The following is a 19,215-nucleotide window of genomic DNA, read 5'->3' as shown; positions in this document are numbered from 1 at the left end:
ATGAACAATATGGAAATAGTCGACGGCCGGGCAAGCCCTAGATGTTGCGCACAATGAGGCACATCAAAGGGGTTTGCCATGGACATGCAGTTGAACGGAAAACGCGCGCTGGTCACGGGCGCGACGGCTGGAATCGGCCTTGAAATCGCACGCAAGCTCGCGGCGGAGGGGGCCAGGGTCGTCATCACCGGCCGCGATCGCGCCAAGCTCGACGCCGCCGTCGCGAACCTGCGGACATCCGGCGCCAAGGACATTTCCGGGATCGCGGCGGATGCGGCCACCTCAGCCGGAGCGGCGGCGATCACGAAAGCCCATCCGCAGGTCGACATCCTCGTCAACAATCTCGGCATCTACGAAAGCAAGGATTTCACCGCGACCAGCGACGACGACTGGCGTCGCTATTTCGAGGTCAATGTGATGAGCGGGGTGCGGCTCGCGCGCTTCTATATGCCTGCGATGCTGAAACAGAACTGGGGCCGGATCATCTTCATCGCCAGCGAGTCAGGCGTCGTGGTCCCCAGTGACATGATCCACTACGGCATGACCAAGAGCGCGCAGCTCTCGATCTCGCGCGGCCTCGCCGGGCTCACCAAGGGAACCGGCGTCACCGTCAATGCCGTGATGCCCGGACCGACGCGTTCCGAAGGGATCGTCGACTTCCTGCGCAGCGTGTCTGATAAACCGGAGGCGCCGGCCGCGGAGATCGAGGCCGAGTTCTTTGCCAAGAGCCGGCCGTCGTCGCTGCTTCAGCGTATGATCGAGGCCGAGGAGGTCGCCAACATGGTGACCTACATCGCCAGTCCGTTGTCATCCGCGACCAACGGCGCCGCATTGCGGGTTGAAGGCGGTCTCATTCCGACCATCGCCTGAACCGGATCGAAGGGGCGACCGGGCTCACTGCACCCTGATATTGGCTTCCTTGAGCACCGGCTCCCACTTCACCGCTTCGGCGCGCATGAAGGCGTCGAACTCGGCCGGTGAACTACCGACCGGCGAGGCGCCCATCTTCTCAAGCGCCGTCAGCACCACCGGGTCTTTCAACGCCGTTGCGAGGTCGGCGTTGATCTTGGCAACGAGGTCGGGCGCCATGCCGGCGGGTCCCAAAAATCCCCACCAGACCGAGGCGTCGTAACCGGGCAGGCCGGATTCCGCGACCGTCGGCACATCCGGCAGCGCCTTTGAGCGCGCGGCCGTGGTCACGGCCAGCGCACGCACCGAACCGCCGTCGAGCTGGCCGACGACTTCCGGCAGCGGATTGACGCTCATCGGAATTTCGCCTGCGATCACCGCGGTGAGGGCCGGCGCGCCGCCCTTGTAGGGGATGGCCAGGATTTTGACCTTGGCCATGTAGTTGAGCAGCTCGCCGGCGAGATGTGCCGAGGTGCCGTTGCCGGACATGCCGTAGGATAGCGCTTCAGGTTTTTCGCGCGCGGTCGCCAGCAGTTCGCCGAGATTTTTGACCGGATTGGTCTTCGACACCACGATCGCGAGCGGCGAGGCAGCGACTTCGCTGATCGCGGTAAAGTCCTTGAAGGTGTCGTAGGGCAGTTTTGGATAGAAGAACTGGTTCAATGGATGACCGCTGGCCACCAGGATCAGGGAGTAACCGTCGGGCGGCGATTGCGTCAGCGCCTGCGACGCAATGATGCCGCCGGCACCGGGGCGGTTTTCGATCACCGGCTGCTGGCCCCAGGTCTTCGACAGCGACTGCCCGATGGTGCGCGCCAGCACGTCGACGGCGCCGCCGGCCGCATAGGGCACCAGGATGCGCACCGGTTTGGTCGGAAACGTCTCCGCCTTTGCGCCGGCGCCGGCGAGCGAAATGATCGTTGCCGCAAGCAGGCCGCGGATGATGTTGCCGTGATGGGACATACCAAAAAGTCCTTCTGTGTCAGTCTGATGATTCAACAAGTTCAGGCGTCGCATGGAGCGCGCCGATGCTCGTTTTGGCTACTCCGCCGCCGACGTCACGGCGCCACGCAAACCGGCCCGCGCGATCGCCGCGTTGACCAGCCCTTCCGACTTCACGTCAACTGTGAACTGCCGCAGGAACGCCATGCCCTGGTCGCGTCCTTTGGGAATGGCGGCGGCAAAGTGCTCGACCCCCCAGCGGCCGTCGAGCACTTTCGATCCCGGCAGTTTTTCGGCCATCTCGAACAGCGAGGCCTTGTTGGTGGCATAGGCGTTGAGCGTGCCGGTTGTCATCATTTCAATTCCGGCATCGAAGTTGGTGACGCGAACGACTTCGGCGTGCTTGAAGTCGCGGGTCAGGGTCGCCTCCGAGGAGCTTCCCGCCGTGACGCCGACGCGAAGTCCGGCAGCATCGACCTCGGCGACGGTTGCCAGCATGGACCCCTTGGGGACGAGGTAGCCGAGTTCGACGTCCATGAAAGGCGGACCGAAATCCATGTCCTTGGCGCGCGCCGCCGACGAGCTGTTGGTGAAGGCGACGTCGGCGGTGCCATTCTTGATCGCGGCAAGGACATCGGCGTTCTTGGAAAACACCACCGGCTGGTAGGGGACGCCGAGGCGCCTGGCGAGTTCCTTGCCGAGATCGTAACCGACGCCACGCGGGCCGCCCGCTTTCGGATCCGGCAGGATCGAGGTCGGGGTCCCCGTATAGAGCGCGGCCCTCAACACGCCCGTCGGCGCCAGGATCGCGCGCGGTTCCGGATCGGCCGCGATGGCGGGCGCGCCGCGCCAGGCCAGCGATCCCGCAACGATCAGCAACGCAACGACGGCACCGCGCATCCCAAAACTCCTTGTCATCCCAGATCGCGGCGATGAGGCGGCCGCGCCGGTCCGGATTTTTGTTGACCAGACCTTATATTTTGTACAAACGTACAAAACCAGCGCGCGGAAAGCAAATCCAATGACGCGAAATCCCAACATGCGCGAAGCGATCCTGAGCGCGGCGGAACTGCTGTTCTCGACGCGCGGATTCAATGCCGTGTCGATCCGCGACATCGCGCTGGAGGCGGGCGCCAACCCCGGCAGCATCACCTATCATTTCAAGAGCAAAGACGGCCTGCTGCTGGAAATCTACAAGCGGCATTGCGGCCCCATGAACAAGCGCCGCATCGAGCTCTTGGTCGCCGCGACGCGCGTGCGCGACGTGCAGGACCGGCTGGAAGCGATTGTGCGCGCTTATGTGCAGCCGGCGTTTTCCTCCAGCAGCGATCTTGCCGGCGGCGGGGCGCGGTTCACCCGGCTGCGGGCGGTGATGTCGGCGGAGGGCAACGCGGTGGTCGGCCGCATTATTGCGGAAATCTTCGACGACACCACCAACGCCTTCATCGAGGCGATCGAGCAGAGCCTGCCGCATCTGCCGCGCACGGCGATCGTCTGGCGATCGCAGTTTCTGCTCGGCGCGCTGTATTACACCCTCGTCAACCCGGAGCGGGTCACGCGGCTGTCCCGCGGCGAGGCCGACGGCGCCGATATGGCGGAGGCGATCGAGCAACTGGTGGCGGCGACGGTGGCGTCGTTGCAGGCGCCCGACGTCAACCACCTCCCGGGCGTTGCGAACGCCACCGCAGCGCCTGCAAAAGCTGCCCCTCGCAAAAATGCGCGAACGCAGGCAAGCGCGAAATAAAGCGATCAGCAGACCACATGATGCAGCAGCCAACCATTCCCGGCCCCGATCCCGATACGCGAACGCCAAAATTTCGCCTGCCGCCGCTGGCCTGTGACGCGCACACGCACATCTTCGGCCCCGGCGACAAATATCCCTACGCGCCGGGGCGACCCTACACGCCGCCCGACGCGCCGCTGGAAGATTTTCAGGCCCTGCACAAGAAGCTCGGCATCGGCCGCGCCGTCATCGTCAATGCCAGCGTGCACGGCACCGACAACCGGGTGGCGCTGGACGCCATCGCGGTCAGCAACGGCACCTTTCGCGCGGTCGCCAATATCGACGACAGCATTACCGAACGGGGCCTGCGCGAGCTGCACGAGGGCGGCTTTCGCGGTTGCCGTTTCAACTTCGTGCGCCATCTCGGCGGTGTGCCCGACATGGCGGTGTTCCATCGCATCGTGGCGATGGTGGCGCCGCTGGGCTGGCACATCGACCTGCATTTCGATGCGATCGATTTGCCTGAGTATGCGCAGATGCTGCAACAGCTGCCGGTGCGTTACACCATCGATCACATGGGACGGGTCAAGGCTTCCGACGGCCTCGATCAGCTGCCGTTCCGGACGCTGATCGAGTTGATGAGCCGCGACGAGAAATGCTGGGTCAAGGTCTGCGGCTGCGAGCGCGTCTCGTCCGGCGGGCCGCCGTTCCATGACGCGGTGCCGTTCGCGCGCCGCGTCATCGAGACCGCGCCGGACCGCGTGATCTGGGGAACCGACTGGCCGCATCCCAATGTCAAGGCGATGCCGAACGACGGCGATCTCGTCGATCTGATTCCGCTGTTCGCGCCGGAGCCGGAGCTGCAGCAGAAGATCCTGGTCGATAATCCCGCCCGTCTGTTCGAGTTCTGAGATGGCAGGATTTTCCATTAACAGGCGCCAAGCATCGATCGCCGGGTTGGTTGCATTAGCGGCTGCGCTGCTGATGCCGCAGACCGCCTGCGCGCAAAATTATCCGACCCGGCCGATACGGCTGATCCTGCCGTTCGGCCCGGGCGGGGTTGCCGACGTCACGGCGCGCATCGTCACCGAAAAACTCGGCGAAAAGCTCGGCCAGCGCTTCATCATCGAGAACATGCCGGGCGCCGGCGGCATCACCGCCGCCCGCGCCGTGCTGTCGTCGCCGCCGGACGGCTATACGCTGGCGCTGCTGAGCAACGGTACCGCCATTTCGGTGTCGCTGTTCAAGAGCCTGAACTTCAATCCGGTGACCGATTTCGTTCCGGTCTCCAGCATGGGCACTTTCGACTTCATCTTCGTCACCAAATCAGGCTCGCCCTACGCGACGCTGGCGGATTTCATCACGGCGGCGAAGGCAAAACCCGGCACGCTCAATGTCGGCACCATCAATGTCGGCTCGACCCAGAACCTCGCCGCGCAACTGTTCAAGTCGACCGCCGGCGTCGATGTCACCATCGTGCCGTTCCGCAGTTCGCCTGATGTGCTGATCGCGCTGTTGCGCGGCGATATCCAGATGGCGATCGAGAACTATACGTCGGTGCAGTCGCACATTGCCGATCATGCGGTGGCCGCGGTGGCGTCGTCGGGACTGGTCCGTACCAGCTTCATGCCCGAGGTGCCGACGGTGAAGGAAGCCGGCGGCGGTGATTTCGAGGCGCGGTCTTGGAATGCGATCTTTGCGCCAAAGGGCACGCCGCCGGACGTGATCAAGACCCTCAACGCCGCGCTGCGCGAGGTGCTCGATGATATCAAGCTGAAACAGCGCGCGCTCGAACTCGGCATCGAGGCCAAGGCCAGCTCTCCCGAGGAGATCCTTGGGCGATTGAAGGACGATATCGGCAAATGGGCCGACGTGATCGATCGCGCGGGAATAGAAAAACAATAGCCATAGCGTTTTCGAGCGAAGTGGACACCGGTTCGCATAACAATCAAGTTTACGCAGATTGCGTAGACTTATCTGCGGTAGAAAACGCGTCAAACAAAAAGAGGAGGAATGCATGACCAACGCGAACAAGACCGGCCTGGTGGTCACGGCGCATCCCGGCGATTTCGTCTGGCGCGCGGGCGGGGCGATCGCGCTGCACGCCAAGAAGGGCTATCGCATCAAGATCGCGTGCCTGTCGTTCGGCGAGCGCGGCGAGAGCCAGTTCGCCTGGAAGGAAGCGGGCGCGACGCTGGAGAAGGTCAAGGCCGGCCGGCGCGACGAGGCGCAGCGCGCGGCGGAAATGCTGGGGGCGGAAATCGAATTCTTCGATGCCGGCGATTACCCGCTGCGGCTGACGGAGGCGCATTTCGACCGCATGGTCGACATCTACCGCGAACTCAATCCGTCCTTCGTGCTGACCCACGCGCTGGAGGATCCCTACAATTTCGATCATCCCAACGCCGCGCATTTCGCCCAGGAGACGCGGGTGGTGGCGCAGGCAATGGGCCACAAGCCCGGCGCCAAGTACACCTATGCCGCGCCGCCGGTGTTTCTGTTCGAGCCGCACCAGCCCGAGCAGTGCAATTTCAAGCCGCAGGTGATCCTCAACATCGACGAGGTCTGGGACCTCAAGCGCAAGACGTTCGAGATTCTCGCGGCGCAAAAGCATCTGTGGGCCTACTATGAACGCGTCGCGCTGAATCGGGGCGTGCAGGGCGGACGCAACTCCGGCAAAGCCATGACCTATGGCGAGGCCTATCAGCGGCTGTTCCCGATGGCGGTGGAGGAACTGGCGTGATGGCGACGCGTCTACGCGCCTTGCTCGGCGATTATCCGGGAACGGCAGCCCTGAAGAGTGGGGCGATCAAGTCCGATTCCGTTGCGTTGGATTTCGCCGACTACTCGCCGGCGCACAAGGGTTTCAAGCCGATGGTGCGCGAGGCGGCGTTCGATGTCTCCGAACTGGCCATCGTCACGTTTCTGATGGCGAAGAGCTTTGGCAAGCCGGTGGTGCTGTTGCCCAATGTGGTGGTGGCGCGGGCGCAGCATGGCTACGCGCTGTACAATGCAAAGCACGGCACGCTGAAGCCCGCCGACCTCAACGGCAAGCGCGTCGGCATCCGCTCGTTCACCACCACGACCGGCGCCTGGCTGCGCGGCATCCTCGCCAATGATTATGGCGTCGATCTCGATTCGATCGACTGGGTCACGTTCGAGGAAGCCCATGTCGCCGAGTTCAAGGACACCACCAAGCGGGCGCCGGCCGGCAAGCAGGTCGTGCAGATGCTGATCGACGGCGAACTCGATGCGGTGCTCGGCGAAAAATCCGACCACCCGGACTTGAAGCCGCTATTCGCGGATGCCGCGGCCGAAGAGAAAGCCTGGTTCGCGAAACACAAGGTCTCGCCGATCAACCATATGGTGGTGGCGAGCCAGAAGCTGTCCGACACCGATCCCGCCGCCGTGCGCGAGGTGCATCGGCTGCTCGACGCGTCGGCCGCGGCTGCGCCTGCGGCGCCGCGGTTCAGTACCGACGAGATGCGGCGTTCGCTGGAATTGATCATTCACTATTGCACGCAGCAAAAACTGATTCCGCGCGCGTTCGGGGTCGATGAGTTGTTCGACGACGTCACGCGTGCGCTGTAACCGTAGGGTGGGCAAAGGCGCAAAGCGCCGTGCCCACCATGTCGCTTGAACCGGTGGGCACGCCGCGCTTTGCCCACCCTACGAGAGGGAACGCACATGACCCCGGAGCCGATTTTCGATCTCGCCCATCTCGGCCACATGGAAATGCTGACGCCGAAGCCGGACGAGAGCCTGAAGTTCTTTGTCGACGTCATGGGCATGACGGTCAGTGGCCGCAAGGGCGAGTCGGTCTACCTGCGCGGCTGGGACGATTACGAGCGCTATTCGCTAAAACTGACGGCGTCGAACACCTCGGGCATGGAGCACATGGCGCTGCGCGCGCGCAGCCCGCAGGCGCTGGAGCGCCGCGTTGCCGCGCTGAAGGGTTCCGGCTTCGACATCGGCTGGATCGACGGCGACATGGGGCAGGGGCCGACGTTCCGCTGCCGGGACCCTGACGGTCATATCGTCGAACTGTATTACGAAACCGAATGGTATCAGGCGCCGCCCGAGCTCAAGCCGGCGTTGAAGAACCAGGCGCAGCGGTTTCCTGCCCGCGGCGTCAATGTCCGCCGGCTCGATCATCTCAACTGCCTCGCGGTCGACATCAAGGCCAACCGCATCTTCTTTGAGGACTATCTCGGTTTGCGGCTTACCGAGCAGATCGTGCTCAACGACGGCACCGAAGCCGCGATGTGGATGACGATGTCGAACAAGAGCTACGACTTCGCCTACACCCGCGATCACTACGGCAAAAAAGGCCGCTTCCACCACGTCACCTACGCGCTCGACAGCCGCGAGGAAATCCTGCGCGCCGCCGATATCTTTCTCGAAAACGGCGTTCACATCGAGACCGGCCCACACAAGCACGCGATCCAGCAGACCTTCTTCCTCTATGTCTATGAGCCCGGCGGCAACCGCGTCGAAGTCGCCAACGCCGGCGCCCGCCTCATCCTCGCGCCGGACTGGAAGCCGATCGTCTGGACCGAGGAAGAACGCAAGAAGGGCCAGGCCTGGGGGCTGAAGACGATCGAGTCGTTTCACACCCACGGCACGCCGCCGGTGTGATATCGGCATGAAGGTCAGCTTTACTTGAACCGATCAGTGATCAACGTTGCCGCAATGCTCGCGATGATCGCCAGAATAACAGCAACAAACACTATGTTTCGCCAATATGCTGCCGCGTTCACTGCGTCCGAAGATTTGCCGATGCTAAAGAGAAGCTTGGGGAAGAGCCGCCGTTTTAGGAAGGCCGTCACTTGATAGAAAAGCGGCGTTAGCAGTAACGTTTCACCCCCTTGCTTAAGGGCATCTTCGGACGTGGCGGGAAAACCCCTGATGACGGTATAAGTCGCAAAAATAGAAGCGAAGATTGCGAGGGTTGCAAAAACTAACCGAAACGCCGCGAACGTAGGGTCGATCGGGCGGAACAGTCTCGCATACCAGAGCCAACACCCCCTAAGAGTCTTTTCGATTTTGTCGCGGACCATGACGGCTGCATCGCGATCTCCCCTGATCGTGACATCGACAGCGCCCATAAATGAAAAGTCAGGATCGACCGATAGATCAAACGATCGGCGTGGCTCAACCTTGTATTGTGAACCGTCGATCTTGATCAATTTGATTTGTAGCGATCGAATGTATGGATCATCAAGCAGTTGCTTTAGGTCTGTGCTCGATATTTTATGGTCGCCAACAAACTCTATTGTCACTTTCGGATCTGTGTCGAGATAGTCGCGCGCGGCTGTTGCTAGATCATTGATCGACGCGGCATCGAATTGTAGTGCCCCGCCTTCCCGAAAAGAAGCAGAATAGTCTGCCATGATGAAATTTGAAAAACCTCAAGGTCCTAATTGATTCGCATATTCAACCGTGGCTAGAAGTCCACCGCAATGAGAAAGGCGTGCTTTCCCCATGCTGTGCCGAGTCAGACTTGTCAGCTCTCAGGGACGAGGAAGGTGTAGCCGCGCTTTCGAACTTGTGCGCATGCTTCCCTTTGCCCGTCGCCCTGCGACAAATTAACACGACGTGCAAATTTCTGCTTTTCCGAAACCCCAAATCAGTTGCTTAATTCCGGCCATCCTGTTCCGGCAAGAGGGGCGGTCGCGCGTCGTCACGAACGTGGGATGGGATGTGGTGGACGCGAGAGCGTTGGCGTGCACTGTGGTCACAGGGCGGGTTGAACCCCGTGAGGGATCGCAGGCGCGCAAAACGAACGACGTTTGAGCGTACGGCAAAACCGTGTGGGCCTGGCATCCGTTGCTGATGTCAAGCTGGCGGAGGCGAAGTCGGGCCAACCGGTTCGATCAGCCTTAATCCGCCAGCGACGGTGACAAAAACGAATTCGTCGCCGGGGCGAGCACGGCATAAGCCGTAAGACCGCTACGTAGGGGATGCCGGAGTGTTTCCGCTGACCCTGTATGCTCGTGCGCGTATCTACAATTCCATTTGCGCGCGGGACCGCGGGTGCAGCGAGCGCCCGGCATTCCCTACGCCCTCTCTTTCGAGGGTGAGCCTCTCAAGCCTCGGGCGCATCGCGCCGCGAGAGCGCGAACGCGTGGGGGAACGATCGATCGCTTCACGCGCGGTACCCCGCCGGTTGCGGCATAAAGCAAACGGCGTCAAGATCGCGCCGTCGCCGATGGCCCGGCTACCGAGGCTGGAAGAACGGAGAGCCGGTTTGCCAGACATCTGGGCGCGAAAATCCACGGCGGTTCTGTTGCAGGAGGCCGCGCAGGCGGCTGAAAACTCCGAAAACCATTCCCTGAAGCGTTCGCTGTCCGCATTCAATCTCGTGATGCTCGGCATCGGCGGCGTGATCGGGGCGGGCATCTTCATCCTGACCGGGCAGGCGGCGGCGACCAATGCGGGGCCGGCGGTGACGCTGTCGTTTCTGCTCGGCGCGGTGGCCTGCGCCTTCGCCGGACTTTGCTACGCCGAAATGGCCTCGAGCGTTCCGATCAGCGGAAGCGCCTACACGTACGCCTATGCCACGCTCGGCGAGCTGATCGCGTGGATCATCGGCTGGGATCTCATCCTCGAATACGCGGTCGCCGCGGTCGCGGTGGCGATCGGATGGTCCGCTTATGTCGTCAGCTTTGCCCGGGATTTTGGCATCGAACTGCCAGCGCGGCTGGTGTCCGCGCCCTTTGCCTATGACGGCAATGCCGGTGTCTGGTCGTCGACCGGGGCGATCTTCAACCTGCCGGCCATGGTCGTCATCGTGACGGTCACGGCCTTGCTGGTGGTGGGCATCCGCGAGACCGCGCGGTTCAACGATATCATCGTCGCGGTGAAATTGATGGTGATCCTGCTTTTCATTGCCTGCGCGGTTTCCTCGGTGTCGACGGCGAACTGGGTGACGTCAGGCAATCCCGAGGGGGCCTTCATTCCGCCGAATACTGCCAATGGCGTATTCGGCTGGTCCGGCGTGGTCCGCGGCGCGGCGATGGTGTTCTTTGCCTATGTCGGTTTCGATGCAGTCTCGACGGCGGCGCAGGAAGCCAAAAAGCCGGAACGCGATATGCCGATCGGCATCCTCGGCTCGCTCGCCGTCTGCGCGGTGCTCTATATCGCGGTTGCCTTTGTCCTGACCGGGATCGTGCCGTTCGACCGTTTGAACGTTCCCGATCCCATCGCTGTCGGCATCGACAAAATCGGAATCGGATGGCTGTCGCCGCTGATCAAGCTCGGCATCGTGCTCGGACTGACCTCGGTCATCCTGGTCACGCTGCTCGGGCAGCCGCGAATTTTTCGCGCCATGGCCCATGACGGCTTGCTGCCGCCGGCGTTCGCCAAGATCCATCCGCGCTTTCGAACACCGTACATCTCAACCATCGGCAGTGGCATCGTTGTCGCTGTGCTCGCCGGCCTGCTGCCGATCGGGCTTGTCGGCGAACTCGTCAGCATCGGGACATTGTTTGCGTTTGCCGTGGTCTCGATCGGCACGCTGGCGCTTCGGATCATCGAGCCTGACCTGCCGCGCCCATTCAGGGCGCCGGCGATCTGGGTGATCGCGCCCGCCGGGGCGGCCACGTCGCTTTTTCTGATGCTGGGCCTGCCCGGCGACACCTGGATCAGACTCGCGGTTTGGCTGTTGGCCGGGTTTGCGATCTATTTCGTGTACGGCGCAAAGCACAGCAGGCTGCGGGGCGGGGAGATGCGCGGCGGGTCCTGAATTCAGCCGGCGTGGCTTGGCGGCCGGCGCCTAGCGAGATCTGCGGGCGGGTTTTGACTTTGCCTTGAACGTCGCGATCACGGCCTCCGCCGTGGCGGTAAACTTGGCACTGGGACCTTTGCTGCCGGCCGCCTGACGGCTGACGCGGGCGCCCTCGAGCAGGAGCGTCAGCGTGTCGGCCAGCACTTCGGGCTGCGAGATACCTGCTCGGCGGCAGAGAGAAGCGAGGCGGTTACGGTGATTGGTCTTCAATTCCTCGATGATCCGGCGCCCCGGATGATTGTCTGCGGTCAGTTCGATGGCGGCATTGGCGAGCTCGCAGCCGCGTTCGTCGGATGTCACACACTCCTCCGCGCAAACCAGCCAGGCCTTCAATTGGGCCGGGATGTCTCCGGGATGGTCGCGCTCGAAATCCCGCCACATCTCGTCGACCTCGAGGGCAACGCTCTGCAGATAAGCGACGATGAGATCGTCCTTCGAATCGAAGTGCCGATAGAGGGTCATCTTGTTGGTGCCGGCGGCCTCGGCGATCGTCTCGACCCCTACGCCGCGGATACCGTGACGATGGAACAAATCCCTGGCCGCCAACAGGATTCGTTCGCGCGGCCGCAGGGCGTCGGAATGTGCTTCGGGCATCTGGTTTCCTCAAGGAATATTGATTGTGCCGCCCCACTTGACCACGGTGTTACCGGTCGGTAATGTCCGCCGTTACCGACCAGTAACATTTCTCCACAGTTCGGGTCAAGATCGGGCCGTCTTCATGGTTAGCTTTTTTATTCACCGTCCAATCTTCGCGTCGTCGATCGCCGTTATCATGGTCCTGGCCGGGGCCATCTGCTATTTCCTGCTGCCGGTCTCGCAATTTCCCGACATTACGCCGCCTCAGGTCGTGGTCAGCGCGGCATATCCGGGCGCGAGCGCCCAGGTCGTCGCCGACACCGTGACGACGCCGCTCGAACAGCAGATCAACGGCGTGCAGGGGATGACTTACATGTCGTCCTCGAGTTCCAACGACGGCTCATCGACGATCACGGTCACGTTCGACGTCGGATATCCCCTGAGCATCGCTGCGGTCGACGTCCAGAACCGCGTGGCGCAGGCCGCTGCCTCGCTGCCTCCCATCGTCAATCAGGGCGGCGTCATCATCAAGAAGCAGAACCCGAATTTCGTGCTGATCGTGAACCTGGTTTCGCCGGACCGGTCGGTCGATCCGGTCGCGCTCAGCAACTACGCCTATCTTCAGGTGGTGGACCCGCTGAAACGGGTTCCGGGGGTCGGCGACGTCCAGATCTTCGGTGAACGGCGCTATTCGATGCGCATCTGGCTCGATCCCGACAAGCTCGCCAAGCTCGGTATCACCGCGGTCGACGTGCAGCAGGCGGTGGCCGAACAGAACGTGCAGGTTGCCGCCGGCAAGATCGGGCAGTCCCCGGCGCCCGAGGGCACGCCTTTCGAGATGCAGGTGAATGCGACCGGCCGGCTCAGCGACCCCGAGCAGTTCGGCGACATCGTGGTGCGCTCGGATCCTGCCAGCGGGGCGATCGTCAGGATGAAGGATATTGCCCGCATCGAACTCGGCGCGCTGCAATATTCCTCGACCGCCGTGTTCGGCAAGGATCCGACCGTCGTGCTGGCCGTGTTCCAGATGCCGGGTTCCAACGCGCTGGACCTGCAGCAGCACGTCAAGCACAAGATGGAGGAGCTCTCGAAGCGCTTCCCGAAGGGGATCGAATACGGCCTGCATTACGACACCACACGGTTCGTCAAGGCAGCCAAGCGCGACGTCATCATCACGCTGACCGAGGCGTTGGCCCTGGTCGTCCTCGTCGTCTTTATCTTTCTGCAAAACTGGCGCACCACGCTCATCCCCACTATCGCTATTCCGGTCTCGTTGATCGCAACGTTGGCCGTCATGCAGGTGATGGGCTTCTCTCTCAACATGCTGAGCCTGCTCGGCATGGTGCTCGCGATCGGGTTGGTCGTGGACGACGCCATCGTCGTGGTTGAGAACGTCGAACGGCAACTCGAAAACGGTCTCCCGCCGCTGAAGGCGGCGCAGGCCGCCATGGCTGAAGTGACAGGGCCGATCATCGCGACCACCGCGGTGCTGATGGCCGTGTTCGTGCCGGTGGCGTTCATCCCCGGCGTGACCGGCCGTCTCTACAATCAGTTCGCGCTGACGGTCGCGATTTCGGTCGGCATCTCCGCGTTCAATTCGCTGACGCTTAGTCCGGCTCTGAGCGCCGCGTTTTTGCGGCACCGGCCCCCGGGAAATTTCGCGCCGCTGGTTCAATGCCGGGTTCGATCGTCTCTCTCACGGCTACGCAAAGCTGGTGCGGGTGCTGATCGGATGGCGATGGGCGGTCTTGGCAGTATTCGTTGGCGTTCTGGGCGCAACCTATTTTCTCGCACAGCGCATTCCGTCGAGCTTCCTGCCGGTCGAGGATCAGGGTTATTTCTTCGTCGTGATCCAGCTTCCGGACGGCGCCTCGCTGCAACGCACCGATGCGGTAGCCGAAAAGGTGAGGGGAATACTGGAAGGCACGCCGGGGGTCGACATCGTCGGATCGATCAGCGGCCTCAACTTCCTCACCAATGCCGCCCAATCGAATTCGGCGGTGGAGTTCGGAATTCTCAAGCCTTGGGATGAGCGGCCGGCTTCGCAGACGGCTTCACGAATCGTGGCTGATGTCCGGATGAAGCTGTTGATGGTTCCCGAGGCGTTCGTGCTGAGCTTCGATCCGCCTTCGATTCCGGGCCTTGGTGCGACCGGTGGTTTTGAGTTCCAGGTCGAAGACCTGACGGGCAGGGGCAGCTTTGCGCTGAACGAGGCCACGCAGGCGCTGATTGCGGAAGCACGCAAGCAGCCCGAGCTGAATCCGATGCAGTTGTTCAGTTCGTTCTCGACCTCAACACCGCAGTTCAAATACGACCTCGATCGTACCAAGGCGAAGTTGCTCGGGCTCAATGTGCCTGACGTATTCAATACCCTGCAGATATTCCTGGGGTCGCTGTACGTGAACGACTTCAACCTGTTCGGGCGCACTTTCCGGGTCACGTTGCAGGCCGACAAGGATTCGCGCGCGGCGGCGACGGATCTTAACCGGCTCTACGTCCGCAACTCAGGCGGCAGCATGGTCCCGTTGAGCACACTGGGCCTGCTCAAGCCGATCGTCGGCCCGGAAACCGTTCCGCACTACAACAACTACGCGTCCGCGCTGGTCAACGGTGGCGCTGCGCCGGGTTACAGCTCGGGGCAGGCGGTCACGGCGATGGAGCGGGCGGCGGCCGTCGCACTCCCGCGCGACTTCGCGTTCGAGTGGACCGGAATCACCTATCAGGAACTGAAGGCAGGATCGATCGCCACGGTCGTGTTCGTGCTGGCGATCGTCTTTGTGTTCCTGATTCTGGCGGCTCAGTATGAGAGCTGGTCGATGCCGTTCATGGTGCTGTTTGCGGTGCCGCTGGCGCTGTTCGGAGCCTTCCTGGCGCTGTTCGTGCGCGGCCTGCAGACCGACGTCTATTCGCAGATCGGCTTCGTGATGCTGATCGGGCTTTCCGCCAAGAACGCCATTCTGATCGTGGAGTTCGCCAAGCGCCGGCGCCAGGAAGGCTTGAGCATCGTCGACGCTGCGATGGAGGCCGCGCGTCTGCGGCTTCGGCCGATCCTGATGACGGCCTTCGCGTTCATCCTCGGCGTCGTGCCGCTGATGATCGCGAGCGGGGCAGGGGCCGCCAGCCGGCAATCGATCGGAACCACCGTGTTCGGCGGCATGCTGGCGGCGACGATCCTGACCCTGCTGTTCGTACCCGTGTTCTATGCCGCAATCGAAACTTTCCGTGAGCGCGGCCATTCATCCGAAGAATCACATGCTCCTCAGCCGGGCCACGCGCCGGCCGAATGAAATCAGGAAATCCCAAGGAAATCTCATGAAAGCCTGGAAAATCTTGCTCGGCGGCGCTGCCGTCGTCTGTGTCGGCGCAGCCATCGCCTCCTACTCGCTCCGTGCCGGGCCGGTGGCCGCCGCGGCGCCGTCGGGTCCGCCGGCCATGCCGGTCCCCGTGACGGCCGTCATCAAGCGGACGATCCCGGTGTATCTGGAATATTCCGCACGCACGGAGTCAATCCGCGAAGTCTCGCTGCAGGCCAAAGTCGCCGGCTACATCCAGTCGCAGCCGGCGGCAGATGGCGCCGACGTCAAGGGCGAGGAGCTGCTCTACAAGATTGACGAACGCGACTACCGGGCGGCGCTCGATCAGGCCAAGGCGCAGGCGCAACGGAATGTCGCGGCACTCGGATATGCGCGCTCGAATTTCAACCGTGGCGATGAACTGGTGAAGACCGGGTTCCTGGCCAAGGACAATTACGACCAGCGTGCCAGCACGCTCGGCCAGAGCGAGGCGTCGGTCGCGCAGGATAGTGCCGCGGTCCGTTCGGCGGAGATCAATCTGGCCTACACCGAAATTCGCGCGCCATTTTCGGGGCGCCTCGGCCGCAATCGCGCTCCCGTCGGCACGCTGGTCGGCGGATCCGGCTTCACGCTCAACACGCTGGTGCAACTCGATCCGCTCTATGTGACGTTCAATCCGAGCGAGCGGGATATCGGCGTCATCCAGACGGCGCGCCTTGCCAGCAAGGTGGTTGCCAAGGTTTCTCTGCCCGACGATGCCTCGGCGGATTATTCGGGGGAACTTACCTTCGTCGACAACGGGGTCGATCGTACGACGGGAACGATCACGGCGAGAGCGACCGTGCCGAACCCGAAATTCACACTGCTTCCCGGGCAATATGTCCGCGTTCGCCTGCATGTGCGCGATGAGCCCGACGCTCTGCTGGTGCCGCAGGTCGCTCTGGGATCGAGCCAGCTTGGAAAATACGTGTACGTCGTCGGTGAGGGCAACAAGGCCGAGCAGAAGATCGTCACCCTCGGGCCGACGGACGGCGATGCCGTGAGCGTGAAGGGCCTCGTCGAAACCGACCGGGTGATCACAGGCAATCTGCAGAAGATCGGCCCCGGCTCGCCGGTGTCGCCGATCGCCCAGAAGGAGGCCTCTGCGTCCGACGTCAAATGAGGAAACCGCGCGTATTTTTTCGTTGGATGCGACGGGCCTGGCGGCGTTGGTCGACGCCGCCATCCGAAACGCGCGCGATTTCGTCGATCGATACGCGGGAGTTCTCGGACCTGCTCCGTAGCGGACGGAAGCAGGACCTGGAGACGTTGGCGAGAAGGCTGAGCCAGCACACGGCACAATCGAGGAATGGAGCCCGGCGAGACCCGGCTGCGCGAGGCGCCTCGAGTTCGAAAGGCCGGGGCGTAACGAAGTAGACCCGTCGGCGGGGCTTCAGAGCGCTAGCGCTCCGGCAGCCGTCGGACCAGGGTTTTGAGCAGGAAACTTTGGCTGGGGAACTAGGATTCGAACCTAGACAAACAGAGTCAGAGTCTGTTGTGCTACCGTTACACCATTCCCCAACGGCTCCAGCGGCAATACCTAAGCGTATTCAATGGCTTAGATTGGTCGTTGGGCTATTGCTTGCGACGGATCAGCAAATCGCGTCCAAGTGAGGTCCTTCTACCCGCTAGCTCCCGGCCTTGGCAAGCGGGGCGTCCGGCTTCGTTGAGGGTGCGGCCGGCCATAAACGCCGGCCTGTTGTGGCGGCCTTGGCGCCGCGTTCAGGGCGGGGCGGATGAGCATCTATTTCGAAGAGCTGGATTATCGCCCGACGCCGATCGGGGCGCTCAGCCTGCGGCGGCGCCGGTCGCTTTCCACCGGGGTCGATGTCTACGAAATCAAGCTCGGCGACGAGTATCTGATGTCGAGCCAGTTCACCGCCGCCGAGATCGAACTGGCGCGGCTGGGGCTGGCGGCATTGACGCGCGGGGATCTCGATGTCGTCGTCGGCGGCCTCGGGCTCGGCTACACCGCGCAAGCCGTGCTCGAACATTCGAGCGTGCGGTCGCTGGTCGTGGTCGATGCGCTGGCCGAAGTGATCGAATGGCATGAGCAGGGCCTGCTGCCGCTCGGCAAACAACTGACCGGCGATCCGCGCTGCCGTCTGGTCCACGGCGATTTCTTCGCGATGACGCAGTCCGCCGGCGGTTGCGATCCCCAAACGCCGCGCCGCCGCTTCGATGCGCTGCTGGTCGACATCGACCACTCGCCGACAAAGCTGCTGCATCCGCGCCACGCCGCGCTCTACGAGAAGGACGGGCTTGCCCGGTTGGCCGAACATCTGAAACCCGGCGGCGTCTTCGCGCTGTGGTCGAACGATCCTCCGGATGAAGCGTTCGAACGCGTGCTAAAGGATATCTTCGCAACCGCCGCTGCACACGTCGTGACCTTTGACGATCTGGCGGGGGAACACATCGCCACCAACACGGTCTATGTCGCCGGAAGGGCCTGATGGCCCACCCGACTAATTGCCGCGCGCGCGGACGCCGCCGCAACTTGCCGATGCCAACCGGCCATGCGATGCTGACCGGGCTAAAAAGCAAGGAAAGCGCTGGGCCATTGTGCCCAAGCTTATCCAGAGCTCTCAAGAGCCACACACCGGGCGGTACCTCCAGGAGATTTTCAGAATGGCATTCAAACATATCGTTGGGCTGATTTCGGCTGCCGCCATCTCGGTTGCGCTGGCAGGCGCTGCTTCAGCCCAGGACAAGACCGTCAAGATCGGCATGGTCCTTCCGCTGAGCGGCAACGCCGCGAGCGCCGGCACGCACGGCAAGGCCGCGATCGAAACCGCGGTCGAGATCATCAACAGCGGTAGCGGCGGTTTCGGCAATCTGCCGCTCACCAACAACGCAGGCCTCAAGGGCCTCGGCGGCGCCAAACTCGAGGTCGTCTTCGCTGACAACCAAGGCAGCCCCGCGGTCGGCCAAAATCAGGCGCTTCGTCTGATCACCGAAGAAAAGGTGGTTGCGCTTGGCGGCGCCTATCAGTCGGGCATCACGCTGACCGCCAGTGCGATCGCCGAGAAATACGGCATTCCCTTCGTCAATGGCGAGTCGGTTGCCGCCAACCTGACCGAGCGCGGCTTCAAATGGTTCTTCCGCGTGACGCCGGTGGCGTCGGACTTCGCCAAGATCTATCTGGAATTCCTCAAGGACATGAAGGCCAACGGGATCAAGACCGACAATGTCGCGATCGTGCACGAGAATACCGAGTACGGCACGTCGGTTGCCAGCGTCATCACCTCGGTCTTCAAGGACAACGGCCTTAGCATCGCGCTCGATATTCCCTACGCCGCCAACACCACCGACGTGCAGAGCCAGGTGCTGCAGCTCAAGGACAAGAAGCCGGACGTGGTGATCATGGTCAGCTATACGTCCGATGCGATCCTGTACGCCAAGACCATGCAGGCGCTGGACTACAAGCCGCCGATGATCATCGCCGACAATTCCGGTTTCTCCGATCCGTCGTTCATCAAGGCCGCCGGAAAGCTCACGCAGGGCCTGTTCAATCGCTCGTCTTTCGCGATCGGGGCTCCGGGAACGCCGACCTTCCTGATCAACGAGATGTACAAGAAGAAGAGCGGTGGCGACGATCTCGATGATACCGCCGCGCGCCAGATGCAGGGTTTCTTCGTGCTGGCCGAGGCAATCGACCGCGCCGGTTCGACCGAGCCCGCCAAGATCCAGGCCGCGCTGAAGGCCACTGACCTCAAGCCCGATCAATTGATCATGGGCTACAAGGGCGTGAAGTTCGACGACAAGGGCCAGAACGTGCTCGCCGCGGGCCTCGTGATCCAGTTGCAGGACGGCGAGAACTACACGCCGGTCTGGCCGAAGCAACTGGCCAAGACCGCTCCGGCATTTCCGTACAAGGGTTGGTAAGGTCATGAGGCCGGCGCCTCGGTGCCGGCCTCTGTTATCCCGTTGCTTCGTGATCGCTG

Annotated in this window: 15 protein-coding genes, 1 tRNA gene and 1 pseudogene; 12 read left to right on the top strand and 5 right to left on the bottom strand. The window is 62.6% G+C overall.

The window, feature by feature from the left end; genetic code table 11:
- Window positions 1–78: 78 nt before the first annotated feature.
- A complete protein-coding gene (locus BLR13_RS02005) occupies window positions 79–870 on the top strand; it encodes an SDR family NAD(P)-dependent oxidoreductase (protein ID WP_074828140.1) in 792 nt (263 codons plus the stop codon).
- Window positions 871–894: 24 nt separating this feature from the next.
- Here the strand turns inward: BLR13_RS02005 and BLR13_RS02000 are convergent, their stop codons facing one another.
- The gene (locus tag BLR13_RS02000) at window positions 895–1,872 is read right to left on the bottom strand and encodes a tripartite tricarboxylate transporter substrate binding protein (protein WP_074828142.1); all 978 of its coding nucleotides are present in this window, start codon (window positions 1,870–1,872) and stop codon (window positions 895–897) included.
- A 78-nt stretch (window positions 1,873–1,950) separates the two neighbouring features.
- Window positions 1,951–2,751, bottom strand: a complete 801-nt coding sequence (locus tag BLR13_RS01995) for a transporter substrate-binding domain-containing protein (protein ID WP_091976317.1) — start codon at window positions 2,749–2,751, stop codon at window positions 1,951–1,953.
- 121 nt (window positions 2,752–2,872) lie between these two features.
- Between BLR13_RS01995 and BLR13_RS01990 the strand changes: the two genes are divergently transcribed.
- From BLR13_RS01990 to BLR13_RS01965, 6 genes are all read left to right on the top strand, one after another.
- Window positions 2,873–3,595, top strand: a complete 723-nt coding sequence (locus BLR13_RS01990; protein ID WP_074828147.1) for a TetR/AcrR family transcriptional regulator — start codon at window positions 2,873–2,875, stop codon at window positions 3,593–3,595.
- Between the two features lie 17 nt (window positions 3,596–3,612).
- Entirely contained in the window at window positions 3,613–4,485 is an 873-nt protein-coding gene (locus BLR13_RS01985; protein WP_074828149.1) for an amidohydrolase family protein, read from the top strand.
- Window positions 4,486–4,531: 46 nt separating this feature from the next.
- Entirely contained in the window at window positions 4,532–5,479 is a 948-nt protein-coding gene (locus BLR13_RS01980) for a Bug family tripartite tricarboxylate transporter substrate binding protein (protein WP_244525053.1), read from the top strand.
- 112 nt (window positions 5,480–5,591) lie between these two features.
- Window positions 5,592–6,317 carry a PIG-L deacetylase family protein gene (locus BLR13_RS01975; RefSeq protein WP_074828152.1) on the top strand — a complete coding sequence of 242 codons (726 nt, stop codon included), beginning with the start codon at window positions 5,592–5,594 and terminating at the stop codon, window positions 6,315–6,317.
- Window positions 6,317–7,165, top strand: a complete 849-nt coding sequence (locus BLR13_RS01970) for a hypothetical protein (RefSeq protein WP_074828155.1) — start codon at window positions 6,317–6,319, stop codon at window positions 7,163–7,165. The genes BLR13_RS01975 and BLR13_RS01970 overlap by 1 nt, the downstream gene beginning before the upstream one ends.
- Before the next feature lie 96 nt (window positions 7,166–7,261).
- Window positions 7,262–8,212 (top strand): catechol 2,3-dioxygenase, encoded by a 951-nt coding sequence (locus tag BLR13_RS01965; RefSeq protein ID WP_074828158.1) that lies wholly within the window; start codon window positions 7,262–7,264, stop codon window positions 8,210–8,212.
- A gap of 20 nt (window positions 8,213–8,232) precedes the next feature.
- Here BLR13_RS01965 and BLR13_RS01960 read toward each other — a convergent pair whose 3' ends face one another.
- Entirely contained in the window at window positions 8,233–8,967 is a 735-nt protein-coding gene (locus tag BLR13_RS01960) for a hypothetical protein (RefSeq protein WP_074828160.1), read from the bottom strand.
- An 857-nt stretch (window positions 8,968–9,824) separates the two neighbouring features.
- Here BLR13_RS01960 and BLR13_RS01955 point away from each other — a divergent pair.
- Complete coding sequence (locus BLR13_RS01955) at window positions 9,825–11,321, top strand: amino acid permease (RefSeq protein ID WP_197679509.1); 1,497 nt, start codon at window positions 9,825–9,827, stop codon at window positions 11,319–11,321.
- Window positions 11,322–11,351: 30 nt separating this feature from the next.
- Here the strand turns inward: BLR13_RS01955 and BLR13_RS01950 are convergent, their stop codons facing one another.
- Complete coding sequence (locus BLR13_RS01950) at window positions 11,352–11,957, bottom strand: TetR/AcrR family transcriptional regulator (protein WP_074828163.1); 606 nt, start codon at window positions 11,955–11,957, stop codon at window positions 11,352–11,354.
- A gap of 124 nt (window positions 11,958–12,081) precedes the next feature.
- On the opposite strand from BLR13_RS01950, the pseudogene BLR13_RS42500 reads away from it, so the two are divergent.
- A pseudogene (locus tag BLR13_RS42500) lies at window positions 12,082–15,226 on the top strand (efflux RND transporter permease subunit).
- A gap of 25 nt (window positions 15,227–15,251) precedes the next feature.
- The gene (locus tag BLR13_RS01940; protein WP_074832100.1) at window positions 15,252–16,394 is read left to right on the top strand and encodes an efflux RND transporter periplasmic adaptor subunit; all 1,143 of its coding nucleotides are present in this window, start codon (window positions 15,252–15,254) and stop codon (window positions 16,392–16,394) included.
- 324 nt (window positions 16,395–16,718) lie between these two features.
- Here BLR13_RS01940 and BLR13_RS01935 read toward each other — a convergent pair.
- Window positions 16,719–16,792, bottom strand: a tRNA-Gln gene (locus BLR13_RS01935).
- Between the two features lie 215 nt (window positions 16,793–17,007).
- Here BLR13_RS01935 and BLR13_RS01930 point away from each other — a divergent pair.
- Entirely contained in the window at window positions 17,008–17,724 is a 717-nt protein-coding gene (locus BLR13_RS01930) for a spermidine synthase (RefSeq protein ID WP_074828165.1), read from the top strand.
- 175 nt (window positions 17,725–17,899) lie between these two features.
- The gene (locus BLR13_RS01925) at window positions 17,900–19,156 is read left to right on the top strand and encodes an ABC transporter substrate-binding protein (protein WP_074828167.1); all 1,257 of its coding nucleotides are present in this window, start codon (window positions 17,900–17,902) and stop codon (window positions 19,154–19,156) included.
- Window positions 19,157–19,215: the final 59 nt, after the last annotated feature.

It is taken from the genome of Bradyrhizobium ottawaense (genome assembly GCF_900099825.1).
GTDB lineage: Bacteria > Pseudomonadota > Alphaproteobacteria > Rhizobiales > Xanthobacteraceae > Bradyrhizobium > Bradyrhizobium ottawaense_A.
Note: the sequence above shows the minus strand (reverse complement) of the source record. Positions and strands in the feature narration are given on the sequence as shown.